The 21074-nt window shown below is 61.6% G+C and carries 20 protein-coding genes; 16 read left to right on the forward strand and 4 right to left on the reverse strand.

The annotated features are described in order from the left end of the window. Window positions 1-85: 85 nt before the first annotated feature. The 7 genes from HF257_RS15685 (at window position 86) to HF257_RS15715 (ending at window position 7031) form a co-directional block, all read left to right on the forward strand. Window positions 86-1105: a LacI family DNA-binding transcriptional regulator gene (locus HF257_RS15685; RefSeq protein ID WP_185707054.1), complete on the forward strand. Its 1020-nt coding sequence runs from the start codon at window positions 86-88 to the stop codon at window positions 1103-1105. Further along, window positions 1089-2093 carry an ABC transporter substrate-binding protein gene (locus HF257_RS15690; protein WP_185707056.1) on the forward strand — a complete coding sequence of 335 codons (1005 nt, stop codon included), beginning with the start codon at window positions 1089-1091 and terminating at the stop codon, window positions 2091-2093. The genes HF257_RS15685 and HF257_RS15690 overlap by 17 nt, the downstream gene beginning before the upstream one ends. After that, complete coding sequence (locus HF257_RS15695; protein WP_185707058.1) at window positions 2094-2912, forward strand: ABC transporter permease; 819 nt, start codon at window positions 2094-2096, stop codon at window positions 2910-2912. Then, complete coding sequence (locus HF257_RS15700) at window positions 2909-3703, forward strand: ABC transporter permease (protein ID WP_185707060.1); 795 nt, start codon at window positions 2909-2911, stop codon at window positions 3701-3703. Before HF257_RS15695 ends, HF257_RS15700 begins: the two co-directional genes overlap by 4 nt. Then, complete coding sequence (locus HF257_RS15705; protein WP_185707062.1) at window positions 3700-4731, forward strand: ABC transporter ATP-binding protein; 1032 nt, start codon at window positions 3700-3702, stop codon at window positions 4729-4731. Before HF257_RS15700 ends, HF257_RS15705 begins: the two co-directional genes overlap by 4 nt. 9 nt (window positions 4732-4740) lie before the next feature. Next, window positions 4741-5574 carry a phosphodiesterase gene (locus tag HF257_RS15710; RefSeq protein ID WP_185707194.1) on the forward strand — a complete coding sequence of 278 codons (834 nt, stop codon included), beginning with the start codon at window positions 4741-4743 and terminating at the stop codon, window positions 5572-5574. A gap of 137 nt (window positions 5575-5711) precedes the next feature. Then, complete coding sequence (locus tag HF257_RS15715) at window positions 5712-7031, forward strand: OprD family porin (RefSeq protein WP_185707064.1); 1320 nt, start codon at window positions 5712-5714, stop codon at window positions 7029-7031. 440 nt (window positions 7032-7471) lie between these two features. Here HF257_RS15715 and HF257_RS15720 read toward each other — a convergent pair whose 3' ends face one another. After that, window positions 7472-8560 (reverse strand): polyamine ABC transporter substrate-binding protein, encoded by a 1089-nt coding sequence (locus HF257_RS15720; RefSeq protein ID WP_185707066.1) that lies wholly within the window; start codon window positions 8558-8560, stop codon window positions 7472-7474. Between the two features lie 19 nt (window positions 8561-8579). Further along, the gene (locus HF257_RS15725) at window positions 8580-9869 is read right to left on the reverse strand and encodes an NAD(P)/FAD-dependent oxidoreductase (RefSeq protein WP_185707068.1); all 1290 of its coding nucleotides are present in this window, start codon (window positions 9867-9869) and stop codon (window positions 8580-8582) included. A 116-nt stretch (window positions 9870-9985) separates the two neighbouring features. Between HF257_RS15725 and HF257_RS15730 the strand changes: the two genes are divergently transcribed. After that, window positions 9986-10861 carry a LysR substrate-binding domain-containing protein gene (locus HF257_RS15730; protein WP_185707070.1) on the forward strand — a complete coding sequence of 292 codons (876 nt, stop codon included), beginning with the start codon at window positions 9986-9988 and terminating at the stop codon, window positions 10859-10861. A 72-nt stretch (window positions 10862-10933) separates the two neighbouring features. After that, window positions 10934-11545: a LysE family translocator gene (locus tag HF257_RS15735; protein ID WP_185707071.1), complete on the forward strand. Its 612-nt coding sequence runs from the start codon at window positions 10934-10936 to the stop codon at window positions 11543-11545. Window positions 11546-11661: 116 nt separating this feature from the next. Here the strand turns inward: HF257_RS15735 and HF257_RS15740 are convergent, their stop codons facing one another. Continuing rightward, window positions 11662-12816, reverse strand: coding sequence for a DUF1624 domain-containing protein (locus tag HF257_RS15740; RefSeq protein ID WP_185707073.1), 1155 nt, complete (start codon window positions 12814-12816; stop codon window positions 11662-11664). A 130-nt stretch (window positions 12817-12946) separates the two neighbouring features. Here HF257_RS15740 and HF257_RS15745 point away from each other — a divergent pair, with 130 nt between their 5' ends. The 7 genes from HF257_RS15745 (at window position 12947) to HF257_RS15775 (ending at window position 20793) form a co-directional block, all read left to right on the forward strand. Further along, entirely contained in the window at window positions 12947-13444 is a 498-nt protein-coding gene (locus HF257_RS15745; protein ID WP_185707075.1) for a sigma-70 family RNA polymerase sigma factor, read from the forward strand. Next, entirely contained in the window at window positions 13441-14394 is a 954-nt protein-coding gene (locus HF257_RS15750) for a FecR domain-containing protein (protein ID WP_185707077.1), read from the forward strand. The genes HF257_RS15745 and HF257_RS15750 overlap by 4 nt, the downstream gene beginning before the upstream one ends. Before the next feature lie 91 nt (window positions 14395-14485). Continuing rightward, on the forward strand, window positions 14486-16915 hold the full coding sequence (locus HF257_RS15755) for a TonB-dependent receptor (RefSeq protein ID WP_185707079.1): 2430 nt from the start codon (window positions 14486-14488) through the stop codon (window positions 16913-16915). A 175-nt stretch (window positions 16916-17090) separates the two neighbouring features. Then, window positions 17091-17723 (forward strand): glutathione transferase, encoded by a 633-nt coding sequence (gene yfcF / locus HF257_RS15760; RefSeq protein ID WP_185707081.1) that lies wholly within the window; start codon window positions 17091-17093, stop codon window positions 17721-17723. Window positions 17724-17834: 111 nt separating this feature from the next. Beyond that, window positions 17835-18566 carry a GntR family transcriptional regulator gene (locus HF257_RS15765; RefSeq protein WP_185707083.1) on the forward strand — a complete coding sequence of 244 codons (732 nt, stop codon included), beginning with the start codon at window positions 17835-17837 and terminating at the stop codon, window positions 18564-18566. A 98-nt stretch (window positions 18567-18664) separates the two neighbouring features. Continuing rightward, the gene (locus HF257_RS15770; RefSeq protein WP_185707085.1) at window positions 18665-19930 is read left to right on the forward strand and encodes an MFS transporter; all 1266 of its coding nucleotides are present in this window, start codon (window positions 18665-18667) and stop codon (window positions 19928-19930) included. 29 nt (window positions 19931-19959) lie between these two features. Further along, window positions 19960-20793 carry an amidohydrolase family protein gene (locus tag HF257_RS15775; protein WP_185707087.1) on the forward strand — a complete coding sequence of 278 codons (834 nt, stop codon included), beginning with the start codon at window positions 19960-19962 and terminating at the stop codon, window positions 20791-20793. On the opposite strand, the gene HF257_RS15780 is transcribed toward HF257_RS15775, so the two are convergent. After that, window positions 20770-21033, reverse strand: a complete 264-nt coding sequence (locus tag HF257_RS15780; RefSeq protein WP_185707089.1) for a hypothetical protein — start codon at window positions 21031-21033, stop codon at window positions 20770-20772. The genes HF257_RS15775 and HF257_RS15780 overlap by 24 nt on opposite strands. Window positions 21034-21074 lie beyond the last annotated feature (41 nt).

The following is a 21074-nucleotide window of genomic DNA, read 5'->3' on the forward strand; positions in this document are numbered from 1 at the left end:
ATCAAACTGTCATCTCCTCACCGCCGAACTGCCACATTCCCCCGTTACTGTCCTCGCCAATGAGATCGATCTCAAGCGAGTGACAATGACTGACCTGAAAGACGTTGCCCGACTGGCCGGCGTATCCCGCGCCACCGCCGCCCGGGCCTTTGCATCTCCTGATCAAGTGCGCCCGACCACCCGTGAGCAGGTGTTCGCCGCCGCTCGTGAGCTGGGTTTTCGCCCCAATCTACTGGGCCGCCAATTGCGCCTGCAGACCACTCAGTTGATCGGGGTGGTGGTGCCCAACCTGCTCAACCCGGTGTTCGCCGAGCAATTCCAGGCCATGGAGCGCGCCGCGCGTTCTCGGGGCTACAGCCTGGTGCTGGCCACCACGGACTACAACAGCGAACGCGAGAGCATCGTGGTGGAAGAGCTGCTGCGCCAGCGCGTCGACGGCTTGGTGCTGACGGTCACCGATGCCGAAAGCAACGCGGTGCTCAGCAGCCTGAATACTGAACAAACCCCTTTCGTATTGGCCTATCACCAACCGAGCAACCCCAACTACAGCGCCGTGTCGGTGGACAACCGTGCGGGCATGGCCCTGGCCACGCGCTATCTGCTGGACGCGGGGCACCGGCGCATCAGCATGGTCGCCGGTCCCGCGTTGCAATCGGACCGTGCTCGCCTGCGCTATGCCGGGTATTGCGATGCGATGAACGAGTACGGCCTGCAACCTCGCCCAGTGATCGAAATGCCGGCCCACACCCAGGCCGAATTTGCGGCTATCGCGCCGTCTCTGCAGGGCGGCGACGCCCCTACCGGGTTGGTGTGTTCCAACGACTTCCTGGCCATCAGCCTGATCGCCGAACTGCGCCGCAATGCCTGGAGCGTCCCCGAACAACTCTCGGTAATGGGCTTCGACGGCATCAGCCTCGGTACCCAGATGCACCCGACGCTGTGCAGCGTGGTGCAACCCATCGCGCTGCTGGCCAGTACCGTGATTGACCAACTGCTGGCGCAGATCGCCGGCAACGAGCCGATTTCCCATTGCCTGCCTTGCCACATCCGGCCGGGCGAAAGTACTCAACCCCATGAGGAGACCCTTGATGCGCGCATTCAGTAAAACCCTGGCCGCCGTGCTGTTGTGCGGCGCGGCCAGCCTGGCCCAGGCCGCCGAGACCGCTATTTGCTACAACTGCCCGCCGGACTGGGCCGACTGGGGTACCCAACTCAAGGCCATCGCCGCCAGCACGGGCGTGCAGGTGCCGCTGGACAACAAGAACTCCGGCCAATCCCTGGCACAACTGGTGGCCGAGAAAGCCGCACCGGTGGCCGACGTCGTGTACTACGGCGTGACGTTCGGCCTGCAAGCGCAAAAGGCCGAGGTGGTCGGTACCTACAAGCCCAAGGCCTGGGATCAGATTCCCGCAGGTCTGAAAGACCCGGCGGGCCACTGGTTCGCAATCCACTCCGGCACCTTGGGCATCATGGTCAACGTCGATGCCCTCGGTGGCCTGCCGGTGCCGCAGAGCTGGGCCGACCTGCTCAAGCCTGAGTACAAAGGCATGGTCGGCTACCTCGACCCGTCCAGCGCGTTTGTCGGGTACGTCTCGGCGGTGGCAATCAACCGTGCCCTGGGCGGCGACCTGGACAACTTCGCGCCGGCCATCGACTACTTCCAGAAGCTGGCAAAAAACGCGCCCATCGTGCCCAAACAAACCGCCTATGCGCGGGTGCTGTCCGGTGAGTTGCCGATCCTGGTGGACTACGATTTCAACGCCTACCGCGCGCGCTACAAAGACAACGCCAACGTTGCCTTCGTGATCCCCAAGGAAGGCAGCATCAGCGTGCCCTACGTGATGAGCCTGGTGGCCAACGCACCGCACCGCGCCAACGCCGAGAAAGTCCTCGACTTCGTGCTGTCGGATGAAGGCCAGGCACTCTGGGCCAAGGCCTACCTGCGGCCGGTGCGCCCGATGCAGATGCCGGCGGAGGTTGCCGCGCAGTTCCTGCCGGACAGCGACTACGCCCGCGCCGGCGTGGTGGACTACGAAAAAATGGCCGCTGTGCAGGAAGCCTTCGCCGCCCGTTACCTGAACGAGGTCAAGTAAGTGGCTGCATCGGCAAAACACGCAGCCTGGGCGCTGGCCCCCGCGTTCGCCGTGCTGCTCGCGTTCTGGTTGCTGCCGTTGGCGCACTTGATGGTGCTCGGCGCCGAGAGTCGTGACAGCAACGGCAGTGGCTACTGGCAGGTGCTGAGCAGTGCGCAGTACCTGGGCAGCCTCGGGCAAACCTTGATATTGGCGGTGGTCGTGACGTTCGCCGCGCTGGTAGTGGGGGGCATCAGCGGTGTGTTCCTCGCGCGGCATCAGTTCTTCGGGCGCTCTGCATTGGTCGCGTTGCTCACATTTCCGTTGGCGTTTCCGGGCGTGGTGGTGGGTTTCCTGGTGATCCTGCTGGCAGGCCGCCAAGGCCTGTTCGCCGCGTTGGGGCTGCAACTGGCCGGTGAACGCTGGATCTTCGCTTACTCGCTGGCGGGCCTGTTCCTGGGCTACCTGTACTTCTCGATCCCACGGGTGATCCTCACGGTGATGGCCGCCTGTGAAAGCCTCGACCGCAGCCTGGAAGAAGCCGCGCACTCGCTCGGCGCCGGCCCTTGGCGCGTGGTGTGCGACGTGATCGTGCCGGGCTTGGCGCCGGCATTGGCGTCTTGCGGGGCGATCTGTTTTGCCACCTCCATGGGCGCCTTCGGCACGGCCTTTACCTTGGGCACACGGCTGAATGTCACCCCGGTGGCGATCTACAACGTGTTCACCAACTACGCCAACTTTGCCGTCGCCGCAGCGTTGTCGGTGGTACTCGGCGCCGTGACCTGGGCGGTGTTGTTGCTCACCCGGCGCCTGGTGAAAAACGCGGGGACTGTCTTGTGAAACGCTCATCGCTGTTTGTGCTTCAACTGCTGTTTACCTTGCTGGTCTGCGCCTTCATGTTGGTGCCGGTGCTGATGTCGCTGCTGGCCGGTTTGACCCGTAACTTCTTCGTAGGCGTGTCCAGCGGCCTGACCTTCGACTGGCTGATCCAGGTGTGGCAAGCCTATTCGCCCACCGTGTGGTTGTCCCTGCAACTGGCGGTCGCCTGCGCCGTGTGCGTCTGTGTGATAGGCGTACCGGCTGCCTACGCGCTGGTGCGGATGAACAATCGCTTCAGTCGCGCCTTCGAAGAATTGATGGTATTGCCGGTGGCCATGCCCGGCTTGGCCAGTGCGTTGGCCTTGCTGCTGACCTACGGCCAGTTCGGCAGCTTTCGCAGCAGTTGGCTGTTCATCCTGGTCGGCCACGTGTTGTTCACCTTGCCGTTCCTGGTACGCCCGGTGATGGCGGTGATGCAACGCCAGCAACTGCCGGTGTTGGAAGAGGCCGCCGCCAGCTTGGGCGCAGGGCCGATCAAGCGCTTTTTCAGTGTGGTGGTGCCCAACTGCCGCGCAGGCATCCTGGCCGGTGTGCTGATGGTGGTGACCTTGTCCCTGGGTGAGTTCAACCTGACTTGGATGCTCCACACGCCGATGACCAAGACACTGCCCGTTGGACTGGCCGACAGCTACGCCTCGGCGCGCCTGGAAATCGCCAGCGCCTACACCCTTATCTTTTTGCTGATGATCGTGCCCCTGCTGATTGCGCTGCAGGCCATCAGTGCCCGTTTGTCTCGTGGAGAGCGTCGATGACCGCTATCACTATTCGCCTGCAAGGGTGCCGCAAGGCATTCGCCGACGGCACCGTGGCCGTGCATGACTTGAACCTGACGGTTGAAGGCGGTGAAACCCTGGCGATTCTCGGCCCGTCGGGCTGTGGCAAAACCACCACCTTGCGCTTGATTGCCGGCCTGGAACGCCCGGATGTGGGCCAGGTGTTTTTCGGCGATCAGGACGTGACGCGCCTGCCCATCGAGCGGCGTGATGTGGGCATGGTGTTCCAGAACTATGCGCTGTTTCCCAACCTGGATGTGGCGGGGAATATCGTCTACGGCTTGAAGATTCGCGGCATGTCGGCGCTGGAGCGTAACAAGCGCTGTGAAGAGCTGTTGGAACTGGTGGGCTTGCAGGACCACGGCAAGCGCAGCATTCACGAGTTATCCGGAGGCCAACGTCAGCGTGTGGCGCTGGCGCGGGCCTTGGCGCCACGGCCCAAGGTTCTGCTACTGGATGAGCCGTTGGCAGCCCTCGATGCACAACTGCGTGAGCGCTTGCGCAGTGAGCTGAATGAACTGCTGCGTGGCCTCGGCATCACCTCGGTTTTTGTCACCCACGACCAAGGCGAAGCCATGGCCCTCGGCGACCGCATCCTGGTGATGGAAAAAGGCCGGGTTGCCCAGTTGGCGAGCCCGCGAGACATCTACCAGAAACCGGCCAACGCCTTTGTCGCAGGCTTCGTCGGCAACCTCAATGCCTTCGAGGTCATCCAGGCATCGTCCCATGGCTTGAAAGTCTGCGGCGGTGAGTTGCCGTGGCACGGGGCCAACCTGCCGAGCACGGTGTATTGCCGCCCCGAACACCTGCGGGTGATGGAGCGCGAAGGGCACTTGCACGGCCATCTTCTGGCGCAGTTTTTCCAGGGCGCACAAAGCCGCCTGCTGGTGGATGTGGGTGGGCCACAACCGCTGCTGGTAGACAGCAGCGACAACCAGCTCTACGCCGTCGGCGCGCCGATTGCCCTGGCGATTGCGCCGCACATGTTGTTCACCCTGAATGCTTGAGAATCTATGTTGAATCGTCCGTTCCTCGTCGCGCAGATCAGCGACCTGCACCTTAAAGCCGGCCAGCGCCTGACCTATGGCGTGGTCGATACCCTGGGCGCCTTGCGCCGTGCCGTCGACCATTTGAACGCCAGTCACCCACGGCCCGATATCGTGGTGATCAGCGGTGATCTGGTGGACTTCGGCCGTGCCGATGAATACGCCGTGCTGCACCCCGAACTCGCACGCTTGCACATGCCGTGCTACCTGGTGCCCGGCAACCACGACAGCCGCGAGCCGTTGCTCGATGCGTTCCGCGATCACTGCTACTTACCGGTCTCGGCAGACGGGCCTTTGGACTGGGTGGTGGACGAACATCCGCTGCGCCTGATCGGCCTCGACTCCACCATTCCCGGCGGTCACGGCGGCCAGTTGCTCGACAGCCAATTGCAGTGGCTCGATGCGCAGTTGGCCTTGCGCCCTGATGTACCCACGTTGCTGATCCTGCATCACCCGCCGTTCATCAGTGGCATCGGCCATATGGACCGCGAACCCTTTATCAACGCTGCAGGTTTGGAGCGTGTAGTCGCCCGTCATCCGCAAGTGGAGCGCCTGCTGTGCGGGCACTTGCACCGTCCGATGCAGCGCCGCTTTGGCGGTAGCTTGAGTTGTGTCTGCCCCGGCACCTCCCACCAGATCGTGCTGGATTTGCAAGAAGCGGCGCCCGCGCATTTTAACCTGGAGCCGGCGGGCTATTTGCTGCATCGCTGGGACGCGCAGCAAGGTTTGATCAGCCACAACGGTGTGTTCGGGAACTACCCCGGCCCGTATCCGTTTTATGACGCGCATGGATTGATTGACTGAAGGTGTACGGAGGTTCTTTCGCTCAACTAACACCCTGATCGTGAGTTAACGCACCGGCCAACCCGAGTTTGGCCGTGTGCTTCCTGCTGCCCATTTTTTGCGCCCGGAACTTGGATTCCGCGCCGGAGTTCGTCCTGATGAAAGCCACTTTGAATGTTTTAAGCGTATTGACCGGCAGCCTGGGCATTGCCCTGAGCCCCTTGGCTTCGGCTGATTTTTTGAGCGACAGCAAAGCCAACTTGAGCATGCGCAACTTCTACTTCAACAACGACAACCGTGACGGTATCGCCGCACCCTCGAAGACCGAGGAATGGGGTCAGGCGTTTATCCTCAACTACCAATCCGGGTTTACCGACGGCACTGTCGGTTTCGGCCTGGACGCTATCGGCATGCTCGGTGTGACCCTCGACAGCGGCACCGGCCGTCACGTGGGCAGCTCGATGATCCCCAATGACGACGGCAAGGCCGCTGATAACTGGGCCCGTGGCGGCGCGACGGCCAAGGCCCGCTTCGCCCAGACCGAACTGCGCTACGGCTACCTGCGCCCGAACCTGCCGATCCTGGTGAGCAACGATGGCCGGCTGTTGCCGCAGTCTTTTGAGGGCGGCCAGATCACCAGCAAGGACATCGACAACCTGACCCTGATCGGCGGCCAGTTGCAGCACACCACCGGTCGTGGCTCCAGCGACCGCAGCGGCCTGGCAGCGGCGGGCGGTACCCAGGAAAGTAATAAGTTCAACTATGCCGGTGCCGATTACCAAGTGAACAAGGACCTGCTGGTCCAGTACTACTACGCCAACCTTGAAGACTATTACCAACAGCACTTTGCCGGTTTGATCCATGTATTACCGTTGGGCGACTACGGCTCATTGAAGACCGACCTGCGCTACTTCAAGACCACTTCCGATGGCAAGAACAGCAACGCCGCTGGCCGTGCCGAAGGCTACAAGTTCAGCGGTTATACCAAGAACGGCAACGGTGAAATCGACAACAACACCTGGAGTGCGGCGTTCATCTACTCCCTGGGCCCGCACGCGATCACTGCCGGCTACCAGCAAGTGTCGGACGACAGTAACTTCGCCCAACTCAACCAGGGCGGCCTGGTGAATAAAGGCGAGGGCGGCTCCAGCCTGTACCTCTACACCGACCGTACCGTGCAGACCTTCATCCAGGCCGGCGAGCGCACGGCGTTTGCGCAATATGCCTACGACTTTGCCGCGCTGGGCGTGCCGGGTTTGAAGGCGTCGATGATGTACTTGAAGGGTGACCATATCCTCACCACCAGCGGCAGCGATGCCAGCGAATGGGAGCGGGATATTTCCCTGGACTATGTGGTGCAGAGCGGCACGTTCAAGAACGTCGGGTTTGGCTGGCGTAACGGCGTGTCCCGCAGTGAGGTGGCCAGGGACCAGGATCAGAACCGGGTGTTTGTGAACTATTCGATTCCGTTGATGTAAGCCACCTCAGAGTGCGGTTCGCTCAGAACACCAGGCGGCCCGTACTCGCCAACAACCAGGCGAGGCTGCCGATGCCGATCAGGCTGAAAGCAAGAGCAAGGGCGTGCGCCAACAGTACCGTCAACGGGTGCATGGGTGTGCTTCCTGGGTGAGGAGGGAGGCACGATTATGAAAAACGTTGGTGCTTGGATACAGACGCTGGTGGATATTTCAGTGATAAGCAAAAGGTATTCACACAATTTTGTAGTGAGCGGGCTTGCCCCGCGCTGGGTGGCGAAGCCGCCCCAATAAGGAAGCTGCGGTGTTTCAGAAAAACCGAGGTGCCTGGGTTTGGGCGGCTTCGCCACCCAGCGCGGGGCAAGCCCGCTCACTACAGGAAGCCATGTGTTGGCAGGTAAGGAGTGTTCGGCTACACATCCCCCCGGCACCACCAAACGCTATCAGGTATTGGTCTTGAGCTTGGTCCACAACCGCGTCGCCAACCGCGCGATGGCGGGTGGCAGGTCTTCGACGATGAACAGCTTGTCCATCACGCTTTTCGGCGGGTAGATCGCCAGGTCCTGTTTCACCGCCGGGGTGAGGAACTCATCGGCAGCGCTGTTGGGGTTGGCGTAGTGGATGCTGTTGCTGATGTTGGCGATCACCTTAGGGTCGAGCAGGTAGTTCATGTAGGCGTAGGCGTTCTTTTCATGAGGCGCGGCCTTGGGCATCACGACCATGTCCAGCCACAGCGTGGAGCCTTCTTCGGGAATGGAGTAGGCGATGTCGATACCGTTCTTGGCTTCCTTCGCGCTGGCCGCCGCTTGCACCACGTCGCCGTTGAAGCCGATCACCGCGCAGATATTGCCGTTGGCCAGGTCGCTGATGTACTTCGATGCATGGAAATACTGAATGTACGGTCGGATCTTCAACAGCGCCTGCTCGGCCTTTTTGTAGTCGGCAGGCTCGTGGCTGTGGTGGGGAAGGCCCAGGTAGTTGAGGGTGATAGGCAGGATCTGCGTGGGGTTGTCGATGATCGCCACGCCGCAGGTGCTGAGTTTCTTAATCGTGTCTTCATCGAAAAACATCTTCCAGGAGCGGGTCACGTCGGTGTTGCCAAAGATCGCCTTGATCTTCTCGACGTTGTAGCCAATGCCCGCCGTGCCCCACATATACGGGAAGCCGTACCGGTTGCCGGGGTCGTTGGTCTCGAGTTTTTGCATCAGCACTGGATCGAGGTTTTTCCAGTTCGGCAACTGGCTGCGGTCGAGTTTCTGGATAGCCCCGGCCTTGATCATCCGTGACAGGAAGTGGTTCGAAGGGCTGACCACGTCGTAGCCGGTGTTGCCGGTCATCAGCTTGGATTCGAGTACTTCGTTGCTGTCATGAATGTCGTAGGTGGCCTTGATCCCGGTGGCCTGGGTAAAGCGCGTCAGGGTGTCGTCGGCGATGTAGCCGTTCCAGTTGGAGATGTTCACTTCTTCGGCGGCCTGACTGGCCATCGAAAACACGCTGAGCATGACCGCCACGGACAATCGGTTGATGTGCATTGCATTCACCTTTTTTGTTTTAGATTTCGGAACGGGCGCGCACCGCTTCGATGCGCATGCGCAGCAGGGCGCCGAGGTCGAACAAGGGGCGCGGTGGCAGCCAGCCAGGTTGTGCGCGCTGGATCACCGATTGCAGCAATGATGAGTGTTCACCACTGGCCCATTCGGCCATCAGCCGACCCCACAAGGTGCCGCGCGCCACTCCCGAACCGTTGCAACCGGCGATGGCGTACAGGTTGTTTTCGACCCTGGCGAAATACGGCTGGCCGGAGCGCGACGCGCTGAGGTGGCCGGTCCAGGTGTAGTGGATGTCCTGCTCGGTGAGCCACGGAAAACGCCGTTGCAAACCGCGCATGTGGTGCTGGCGGCGCTGCTGCAAGTCATCGTTGGACACGTCGCGCGTGCGGTATTCAGCGGTGTTGCGGATCATCACGCGACGGTCCGGAGTCAAGCGCACGGTGGCCCCCAATGGCCGTGTGGAGAGCACGCCCCATGGCTCGGCGGCGCATTCCTTGGCGGTGAGCGGGCGGGTGAGGCTGGCGCTGAGTTCCATGGGGAAGGTGGCGCTGTTGCCCAGGCCCACACGCGGGATAAAGGCATTCAGGCACACCAGCGTTTGCCGCGCCTCGACGCTCCCGGCCTCGCTGCGTGCGCGGATGGCGCCGTTGGCCATGCGTTCCAGGCCGGTGATGGCGGTGTGTTCAAACAGGCTGACATTCGCCGGCAGCGCCTCCAGCAGGCCTCTTACGTACTTGGCCGGCTGCAACAACGCGTTGCCACTGCCGCACCAGATACCGGCCTGGTAATGCGCGGTGCCGAGGGCTTGGCGCAGTGCATCGCCTTGCAGGAAATCGGCGGACGCACCCAGGGCGCGCAAGGTCGCGAGCTTGGCCTCGACGTGGCTGAGTTTGTCGGAGTCGTGCACGGCGAAGAAATAGCCGTTGTCGCGAAAATCGCAGTCGATGCCGTGTCTGCTGATGCGTTGGCGCACCTCATCGCTGGCAGCACGTGAAATGGCGGTGTCCACTTCAAAGCCGGCGAATCCCGCGCTGCCCATCAGTTCGTTTTCCGCCGGGTGCTCGTGCGCCACCACAAACCCCGAGTTACGGGCCGAGGCGCCTTGTGCGGCATGTTGCCGATCAATGATCACGATGTGCGCTTCGGGGTGCAGCGCCGCCAGGCTGTGGGCAGCGCTGAGCCCGGTGATGCCGGCGCCGATCACCAGCCAGTCGGCCTGCAGCGTGCCTTGCACGGCGGCGCGGGCGGGCAGGGGTTCGGTTTGGGCTATCCAGCCACAGATATTGTCCACGGTAACCTCGGCTGCATGCGCTGTTCGCATGGATGGTTTAAGTCGATGGCTGGAATTTATAGGGGCTTGGGTGATACAACCAACGTTATAAAATCATCCAGCTATTCGGAAAGCGCATGGATAAGATTCGTCACGTGCCGTCGTTGCAGGGCCTGCAAGCGTTGGTGGAAGTCAGCGACAGCGAAAGCTTCACCCTGGCGGCGCAAACGCTGTGCCTGACCCAGAGCGCAGTCAGCCGCCAGATCCAGCAATTGGAAAGCCACTTCGGTGTGGCGCTGATCACCCGCACCAGCCGTCGCCTGCAATTGACGGCTGAGGGCGAGCAGGTGTTGGCCAGTGCGCGCAGTATCCTGGCGCAACTCAAGGGGCTGGAGGACCGTATTTCACCGCACAAACGTCCGTTCCGCATTCGCCTGCATGTGTCGCTGGCGGTGCGCTGGTTGCTGCCCAAGTTGAGTGACTTCTATCGGCAGCACCCGGACATTTCCCTCGCGATTGAGACAGTCGCCACCGAGGTGGTCGAGCCCGCCGGCGACAGTGATGCCTACATCCAATACCTGCCCAAGGTGCCGAACGATCAGGCCTGCCTGACGCTGTTCCAGGAAAAGCTGGTGCCGGTATGCGCGCCCCACCTTGGGCCGCTGGCAACGCTGCAAGACCTGCAGCGCGTGGCGCTGCTGCACCGTTCGGTCGACAAGCAAGACTGGCGCGTATGGCTGGCGGCTCACGGCGCCGAGGCGTTGGAAGATTACCGGCACATTCCGTTCAACCTTGATGAGCTGGCGCTGGATGCCGCTGCGCGAGGGTTGGGCGTGGCGATGACCGACCAGACGCTGGCCGCCGAGTCCATCGAACGCGGTGTGCTGGTAGTGCCTTTCGGTGAACCACTGGAAACGGGCGGTGTGTACGCGCTGTGCCTGCAACCGATGGCGGCGTCTCACCCGGGGTGCAAGGTGCTGAGGGAGTGGTTTACCCGTCAGGCGCAGCGCTGAACTACAAACGTACAAGAATTCGCCCAGCCCGCCTCAGTAGACTCGAATCACTTCCTCTACTGCAGGTTTTTCATGGACATTTTCCTCTACGCATTCAGCGTCATGTACAGCCCGGGCCCGGTGAACTTCATGGGCCTCAATGCCGGGCTTACCGGCCAGTTTCGCCGCTCCACCGGGTTCTTCATCGGCGTTGGCTGTGCGATGTTGCTGCTGTTCGTGTTGTTCGGCTACACCGGCGAGGCGATCATTTCCCAGGCGGCGTTGCCGTACATCTCGTTGATCGGCGGTGTGTACACGCTGTACCTGGCCTATCAGGTATTCACCGCGCGCACGGTGGTGGATGAGGCGTCCTCAACGGCGCCGGCCAAGACCCTCACGTTCTGGAATGGCTTGGTGATTCAGTTGCTCAACCCCAAGGGCATCATGGCGGTGCTGCCGATCACCAGCGTGATGTTGCCGGCGGCGCATATCACCGGTGTGTCCATCGCGGTGGTGTCGGCACTGCTGGCGTTTGGCGCGTTCGGCGCGCCGTGGATTTACTCGCTGCTGGGTGCACTACTGGGGCGGCGTATCAACGGCACGTCGGCGTTTACCGTGTTTAATCGCTGCATGGGGATTGCGTTGGCGGTGTGTGCGTATTTCATGTTTCACGCGTTTTATGTGCACCTGATACCCAGCGTTTAGCACCGTCAACCTGTGGGAGCGGGCTTGCTCGCGAAAGCGGTGGTTCAGTCAAAGATTTATTGCCTGATACTCCGCTTTCGCGAGCAAGCCCGCTCCCACATTTGGATTGTGTGGGGTCAGAGGTATTTGAGCCAGGCAATGTCCCGACGCCTTGCTTTCAGTTCGGCAAACCATTGCACTGGCCAATACAATGCAATCGGCAATACCAGCGCCACCAGCCAAATCGCCCCAATACCTTCGAAGCCAAAATACTTGCCCTGGTTAAGCCCAAACAGCGCTACACACACTACATAAAGAATTTTCAATACATACAGGTGCAGCAAATAAAAGAACATCGGCGCTGCCCCAAAGGTGGCCAGCACGCCAATCCAACGTTTGTGCCCCGCGCGTTCGAACGCCAGCAACAGCAGCAAACCAACCCCCAGCGTCAGCGCCAAAAACAACAGTGACGGCGGGTACTTGGTCACGTTGAAAAAACTCATCAAGGTCTGCACGCCATTGTCATAGGCCTGCCAGGGTTTTTCGCCGTAGCCGTTGAAAGCCCGCAGCACCCAAAACCCAATTAGAGCACCAGCGCCCGACAGCCACAGATAGCGCTGACGCACCGCCGGCGGCATGCCATTGGCAAACCATGGACCCAGCCCGTAGCCCAGGGCGATCACGCCGATCCACGGCAGCACCGGATAGGTGGTGCGCAGGCGCAGAGTGTCACTCACATCGATCCAGCCGCGTTCATGCAGGATCGCCCACAGGTTTTGCAACGCCGACCCCGGCGCGAAGTGCAAACCATCCAGCAGGTTGTGCCCGCCGATGATCACCAGCGCCACGCCCACCAGAAATGCGCGCGGCAACCACACCAGCGCTGCAAGGGCGAGCATGCTCACGCCGATGGCCCAGATCACTTGCATATAGATCACGCTGGGCGGCAACTGGAAGGTCCAGGCGAAGTTGACCAAGGTGAATTCCAGCACCACCAGGAACAACCCGCGCTTGAACAGGAACGCCGACACGTCGCGGCGCCCCTGGTATTTCTGGCCGTACAGCCACGCCGACAACCCCGTGAGCAACACAAATACCGGCGCACACAGGTGGGCGAGGGTACGGCTGATAAACAGCGCGGGCTCGGTGCTGTCGATGTTCATCGGGTCGCTGACCTGGCGGTGCAGCAGGAAGGTTTCGCGCACGTGGTCCAGCAACATGAACAGGATCACCAGGCCGCGCAGGGCGTCGATGGAAAGCAGGCGTTGGCGCAGGGGAACAGCGTCGGTCATAGGGGAGATCGCAGGGCTGAGTGGAAAATTGGCGTTATCCTATAACATTAATTTGTGCGTTGCCGCGTTTCACCCCGACAGATTAGAATGCGATCAATTCTTAATTACTTCCGGGCTCCGGGTGATCTGCATGTCGACTTCGCTCAATCTGCCTGTCCAGGCGTTGTACTGCGAACACCACGGATGGTTGTACCGCTGGCTCGATCGCAAGCTGGGCAATGCCAGTGATGCGGCGGACCTGGCCCATGACACCTTCGTGCGCCTGCTCTCCCGCCAAAACAATGCGGGGTTCGGCAGCGAGCCGCGTGCGTTACTCACGCACATCGCCAAGGGCTTGATGATCGACAGCTGGCGCCGCCAGGAAGTCGAGCGCGCCTACCTGGAAACCATCGCCCACCTGCCGGAGCAGGAGGTGCCGTCGCCGGAAACCCGCTGGTTGATCCTTGAAGCGCTGTACCGCATCGAAGCCATGCTGCGGGATTTGCCGGAGAAAACCCGGCAGGCATTCCTGATGTCGCAGATTGACGGGCTGACCTACCCGCAGATCGCCGATGAGTTGAAGGTGTCGCTGGTCTCGGTCAAACGCTATATGCGCGACGCGTTCCTTGCGTGCCTGAGCGTGGCATGAACCCCTCCATTGATCCGCTGATTCTCGGTGAGGCCGCCGACTGGATGGTGCAGTTGCAATCTGGCAGCGCCACCGATGAAGACCGTCGCGCCATCGCCCAGTGGCAGGGCCGCAGCGCCCAGCATGCCCAGGCCTGGCAGCGGGCGGAGGCGATCTTGGGAGACTTCAACAGCGTGCCGGGCGCGATTGCCGGCGACACCCTCAAGCGCATCGGCCGCAAGAAAGCCCTGGGCCGCCGCCAGGCGTTGGGGCTGTTGCTGCTGGCAGGGCCAGCGACCTGGCTGGCCTACCGGCACAAACCCTGGCAGCCATGGACTGCCGACCAGCACACCGCCATCGGCGAGCAACGCCACCTCACCTTGCCCGATGGCACGCGCCTGCTGATCAATACCGGCAGCTCGCTGAACATCGCTTTCAGTGAGCACGTGCGGCGCATCGAGTTGCTGCAAGGCGAGGTGATGATCACCACCGCCAAGGACCCCGCACCGACCCATCGCCCGTTTATCGTGCAGACCCGCCATGGCACTGCGCGAGCCTTGGGAACGCATTTCAGCGTGCGGGTAGGGGAGCAGGTCAGCCGTGTGGCGGTCATCGAAGGTGCGGTGGAAATGCTGCCACAGCATGCCAGCCATGGCGTGATTCTCAAGGCTGGCGAACAAAGTGCATTCGACAGCGACCGCGTGGCGGCGGTGCAGGCCCTGGATATCAGCGCCATGACTTGGGAGAACGGCATGTTGCTGGCCCAGCAGATGCGCCTGGCCGACTTGCTCGACGAGTTGGGCCGCTACCGTCACGGTGTGTTGCGTTGTCACGACAGTGTGGCCGGGCTGACGGTGTCCGGGGCGTTCCCGCTGCGCGACACCGACGCCAGCCTGCGCCTGTTGCAGGAAACCTTGCCGGTCAAGATCAGCAGCCTGACCGGCTATTGGGTGACCATTGAGCCGCGCTGAATTTATTTGCGGCTTTCGCTGATACCTTTTTTGTTGTCGTGCGGTGTAGGGAAGAACCCTCAACGTTGCACCGCGCCGACAGGAATGCCCCATGACCTCCACCACGCACCCCATCCGCCCCTTCAAGGCCCTGAGCCTGGCCGTTGCCCTGGCCGCCATCGCGCCGCTGCACAGCGCGGTGGCAGCAGACGTGGCGCCTACCAGCGCGGCGCGCAGCTACACCCTCGCGCCGGGGCTGTTGGGCAATGTGTTGGCGCAGTTCGCGGCGTTGTCGGGGGTGCCGTTGTCATTTGATTCCACGCTGCTCAACAACCAACAGAGCCCTGGTTTGCAAGGCAGCTACACCGCGCAGTCGGGTTTCATGAAGTTGCTGCAAGGCAGCGGTTATACCCTGCAAAGCACGGGCGCCAACGGCTATACCGTGGTGCCCGAGGCCACGGGCGATGCGGTGCAACTGGGGGCGACCACCATCAGCGGCGAGAGCGGGGCGCAGGCAGATACCTATGGCGGTGGCCAGGTGGCGCGTTCGGCGAGGCTCGGGGTGTTGGGCAATCGCTCGATCAATGACGTGCCGTTCAGCGTGGTCAGCTATACCGCCAAGACCATTGCCGACCAGCAGGCACGTACTGTCGGTGATGTGCTGCTCAACGATGCGTCGGTGCGCCAGTCGTCGGGCTTTGGCAACTTTTCCCAGGTGTTCACTATTCGCGGCCTGCCGCTGAACACCGATGACATTGCGTTCAACGGCCTGTACGGCGTATTACCTCGGCAGATCATCACCACCGAAGCCCTTGAGCGTGTGGAGTTGTTCAAAGGCCCCAATGCCTTCGTCAATGGCGTTTCCCCAGCAGGTTCGGGGATTGGCGGCAGCGTCAACCTGGTACCCAAGCGCGCTGAAGACACCCCCACCCGCAGCGTCACCCTCGACGCTGCCAGCGGTGGGCAAACCGGTGGTCACCTGGACCTGGGCCAGCGCTTTGGCGAAGACAATCGCTTTGGCGCACGGGTCAACCTGGCCAAACATGGTGGCGACACAGCCATCGATGATGAATTCAAAAGCTCGCAGTTGGTCGCCGTGGCCCTGGATTACCGTGGCGAGCGCCTGCGCGTCTCCACCGATTTTGGCTACCAGAAAGAGCGCATCAACAACGGTCGCTCGGTGGTCTACCCCAACGGCACCCAAGTGCCCAAGGCCCCGTCGGCCAAGCACAATTATGCCCAGGACTGGAGCTGGTCGGAGCTGGAAGACACCTACGGCATGTTCAATGCCGAATACGACCTCAATGAAAGCTGGACCGCCTACGTGGGCGGCGGGGCCAAGCACACGCGGGAAAACGGTCAGTATTCATCGCTGTATGTGGGCAACGACGGCAGCGGGCGCGTGGGCTTTTTGTACTCGCCCCACGACGAAGACAACAAGAGCGCCATGGCTGGCCTTAACGGGCACTTCAATACGGGGCCTGTGACCCATCAGATGAACGTCGGTTTATCGGGTATCTGGGGCGAGCAGCGCTCGGCGTTTGAAGCGATCCTGCAAGCCAATCGCAAGCCGGGCAACCTGTACAACCCGACGCAGATCCCGCGACCGACCGTGACGTATTTCGGCAGTGACATTCATGACCCGCGGGTGGTTGGCAAGAACCGCATCAAGAGCGCGGCGGTGTCCGACACCCTGGGCTTTATCGATGATCGGGTACTGTTGACCCTCGGCGTGCGCCGACAAACGATCGAAGTGGATGCGTGGAACACCACAACAGGTGTGCGCAATGCCAACTACGCGGAGTCGATTACGACGCCGGTGTATGGCGTGGTGATCAAACCGTGGGAACACGTGTCGTTCTACGCTAACCGCATCGAGGGCCTGGCCCAGGGGCCTACCGCGCCGCTGACCAACGTCACCAACCCGGGTGAAGTGTTTGCGCCTAACCGCAGCAAACAGACGGAGGCAGGCGTGAAGCTGGATTGGGATACTTACGGCGCGACGCTGGGGGTGTACCGCATCGAGCAGCCGAACAGCGCCACCAACACCAACGCCAATGGCACCAACACGTTCAGCGTCGATGGCAAGCAAATCAACAAAGGTGTGGAGCTGAATGTCTTCGGTGAACCGGTCGATGGCTTGCGCTTGCTGGCCGGTGCGACCTGGATGAACACCGAGCTGCAGAACACGTCCAACGGCCTTACCGATGGCAATCGCGCCGCCGGCGTGCCGCGTTTCCAATACAACGTGGGGGCGGATTGGGACATTCCGGGCATTCAGGGTGCCGCCGTCAATGCAAGGGTGCTGCGCACAGGTGGCGAATATGTCAACGCCACGAACACGCTGAACATCCCGGCCTGGACCCGCGTCGACCTCGGCGCCCGTTATGGTTTCAAGGCCGACGACAAGTACATCACCCTGCGCGCCAACGTCGAGAACGTGGCGAACAAGGCGTATTGGGCGTCGGCTTCTACGGCCAACAACTACCTGACCCAAGGCGAGCCACGCACCGTGAAAGTCTCGGCCACGGTAGATTTCTAACCGGTGATGGGGGGGGGCGGGACAAACCCGCTCACCACCCCACAAAGGTCTGAGCGCCACGATGACCTATGCCAGCGAGGTCGCTATTCCCCGTTGGAATGCCCCTATAAAAACCGGCCATTGTCTTTCTCTTCTGTGATCTCGTAGCGTGGAGTTTCATCAGAGGAGACCCGCCATGAACCCACCGTTGTTGCGCCTGTACGTCGATGCCCAGTTCACCAGCCCCTACGCGATGTCGGTGTTTGTAGCCCTGCGAGAAAAAGGCCTGGCCTTCGATACCCTGACCCTGGACCTGGACACCGCGCAGAACCGCACAGCCGACTTTGCCAAGCTGTCCCTCACCCAACGCGTGCCGACGCTGGTGGACGGCGACTTTGCAGTGTCCGAGTCGTCGGCGATCACTGAATATCTGCAAGAGGTTTACCCCGAAACGCCGATCTATCCGGTCGATCCAAAGCAGCGGGCGAGGGCGCGGCAGGTACAGGCCTGGTTGCGCAGCGACTTGCTGCCGATTCGCCAGGAGCGTTCGACGCTGGTGGTGTTCTACGGGCAGAAGATGCCGCCGCTGTCGCCGACTGCCGAGGCGGCGGCGCGCAAGTTGATCAATGCGGCACAGGCGCTGTTGGTGGGTAACCCGGCGAACCTGTTCGGTGAATGGTCAATTGCCGATGTGGACCTGGCCGTGATGCTCAATCGGCTGATCCTGAATGGCGACAGTGTGCCCGCCGAGTTGGTGGAATACGCGCAACGCCAATGGCAGCGGCCGTCCGTGCAAGCGTGGGTTCAGCAGCAACGCCCGGCGCTATAAACAACCATTCATCCTCCGCGTGTGGTGGCGCCCTTGACAGGTGTCACCCGGCGGACGAATACTCTCGCCATATTCATATATATGACTAAATAACAAAGTGAATGTGGCCCCATGAATACCTTGTCCAGTGATGCCCGTCTGCCGCTTTATCAACGCCTGCGTGACCACTTGGTTGAGCAGATCGCCAATAACCGCTGGCGTCCCGGCGAAGCCATTCCCACTGAAGCGGTGCTGTCCGCCGAGTACGAGCTGTCCACCGGCACTGTGCGCAAGGCGGTGGATGCACTGGTGAGCGAGGGCATTCTCGAGCGCCAGCAAGGGCGTGGCACCTTCGTGCGCCGTCCGCAGTTCCAGTCCTCCCTGTTCCGGTTTTTCCGTTTTCAAGGCCCATCGGGCGAGCGCCAGGTGCCCGAGAGCCGCATCCTGACGGTTGAGTCGGTGGCCGCGCCGTCAGCAGTCAGCGAGGCATTGGGCCTGGCGTCTGAGGCGCAAGTGATTCGCATCGTGCGTACTCGTTTGTTTGACGTGCAACCGTTGTTGGCCGAAGAAATCTGGCTACCGCGCGCGCGCTTCCAGGCGTTGCTGGACATCGACCTGTCCGCGCAAGGCCCGTTGCTCTACCCGGTGTATGAAAGCGTTTGCGGGCAGGTGGTGGCCTCCGCCGAGGAAACCCTCACCGCCGAATCGGTGAACGAGGTGTACGCGCGCTTGCTGCAGGTGCCGGTCCACAGCCCGGTGGTGGTGATCGAACGCCTGGCCCGCGATTACGCCGGCCAACCGCTGGAGTGGCGACGCTCCCGAGGGCATGCCGAGCACTTCCGCTACCGCGTGGATATTCGCTGACCCCATACCCGCACCGTTAACTGTTTGCCCAACACTGGCCCTGTTCTGGCGCGGTTCGCGCCCGGCTGCCTCGCGTTTGACCTATAAGGATAAAAATCATGTTCAGTTGGTATCGCCAAGTCACTCCTCGGGAGCGCAAAACGTTCTGGGCCTGCTTCGGCGGATGGTCCCTCGACGCATTGGAAGTACAGATGTTCGGTCTGGCGATCCCGGCACTGATTGCCGCCTTCGCCTTGAGCAAGGGCGATGCGGGGCTGATCAGCGGTGTCACGCTGGTCACCTCGGCCATCGGTGGTTGGGTCGGCGGCACCTTGTCCGACCGTTACGGCCGCGTGCGCACCCTGCAGTGGATGATCCTGTGGTTTTCGTTCTTCACCTTTTTGTCGGCGTTCGTCACCGGCTTCCACCAGTTGTTGATCGTCAAGGCGCTGCAGGGCTTCGGTATTGGCGGTGAGTGGGCGGCGGGCGCGGTGTTGATGGCCGAGACCATCAACCCGAAATATCGCGGCAAGGTGATGGGTACCGTGCAAAGCGCCTGGGCCGTGGGCTGGGGTGTGGCGGTCGGGGTATTTGCGCTGATCTATTCGTTCGTGCCGCAGGACATGGCGTGGCGCGTGATGTTTGTGGTGGGTTTGCTGCCGTCGTTCCTGATCATCTGGGTACGCCGCAATGTCGAAGAGCCCGACAGCTTCCAGCGCCTGCAAAAGGAACAAGCGATTCCACAGAGTTTTTTCAAATCGCTGGCGGGCATTTTTCGCCCTGAGTTGATTCGCGTCACGTTGTTCGGCGGGTTGCTGGGCCTGGGTGCCCACGGCGGTTACCACGCGGTGATGACCTGGTTGCCGACCTTTTTAAAGACCGAGCGTAACCTGTCGGTGCTCAACTCCGGTGGTTACCTGGCCGTGATCATCTTTGCCTTCTGGTGTGGCTGCATCGCCAGCGGCTTGCTGATCGACCGTATTGGGCGGCGCAAGAATATCGTGTTGTTTGCCTTGTGCTGCGTGGTCACCGTACAGGCCTATGTGTTCCTGCCGCTGACCAATACGCAGATGCTGTTCCTCGGCTTCCCGCTGGGCTTCTTCGCGGCGGGGATTCCGGCCAGCCTGGGGGCGCTGTTCAACGAGTTGTACCCGGCAGATGTGCGCGGCGCTGGCGTGGGGTTTTGCTACAACTTCGGGCGAGTGCTGTCGGCGGTGTTCCCCTTCCTGGTGGGGCATATGAGTGATTCGATGTCCCTGGGCTCGGCCATCGGTATCGATGCCGGGATAGCCTACGGCGTCGCCGTGATTGCTGCACTGTGCCTGCCCGAAACCCGAGGCCGGGTATTGGAAGCGACACCCGTCGGCCAGCGCGCCGAGGCGTGAACCCTTTTAACTTTTGAAAGATGAACCCCATGCTTGATAACTGCTCCATCACGGGTATCGACGCCCACGCCCATGTGTTCAGCCGGGCGCTGGCCCTGGCCGGTGAACGTCGCTACACACCCGGCTACGACGCCAGGCTGGCGGACTACCTCGGCCACTTGCATGCCAATGGCCTGAGCCACGGCGTGCTGGTGCAGCCCAGCTTCTTGGGCACCGACAACCGCTACCTGTTGGACGCCTTGCAGCAGGCACCAGAGCGGTTGCGCGGCGTGGTGGTTGTGGAACGCGATATTCCCCGCGACGCGTTGCAGGCCATGGCCCGTGTCGGTGTGGTGGGCGTGCGGTTGAACCTGGTGGGCAGGGCGCTGCCGGATTTTGCCGAGCACGGCTGGAAGGCATTCTTTGAACACATCGCCGAGCTGGGCTGGCACGTGGAGTTGCATCGAGACGTGGACGACCTGCCGCACCTGGTGCGTCAATTGCTGCCGTTTGGGGTCAAGCTGGTGATCGATCACTTTGGGCGCCCGGAGGCGCGATTGGGTGTCGAGCAACACGGTTTTGCGCAGCTGCTGGAACTGGGCCGCAGTGGACACCTGTGGCTGAAAGTCTCGGGCATCTACCGCTTGGCCGGCACGCCCTCGCAGAACCTGGAGTTTGCCCGCCAGGCCATGCCTTTGCTGCAACAGAGTTTTGGCCTGAGCCGCTTGGTGTGGGGCAGCGACTGGCCGCATACCCAACATGAATCGTCTATCGGTTACGCCAGTGTGATCGAGCAGCGCCAGGCCCTGGGTTGCTCGGCGCAGGTCGAGCAAGCGTTGCTGATCGACACACCCCGCCAGTTATTCGGCTTCCAGCACCCTTAGCCAATCCTCTTTTACCCGACGGTCCAGGTCCTCCCAGTCGGCCATGCCCAGCACTCGCGTGGTGTTCAAGCCACGCAGGTAACCGCGCAGTTGCTGGGCGCTGGCAATCACCTGGTCTGAATCTGCGGTGTCGTCCTGCAGCACGGTTTCATAGTCGACCAGGTAATCGGCGACCCGCTCGCGAAACTCCGGCAAGACAGCTTCGCGGATGCGATCGAAGGTTTTCTGGTGGGGCTTCATAGCGGAGTCCTTATAGATTTTATGGGTGCACTATCGGTTCA

This window comes from Pseudomonas cremoris, from assembly GCF_014230465.1.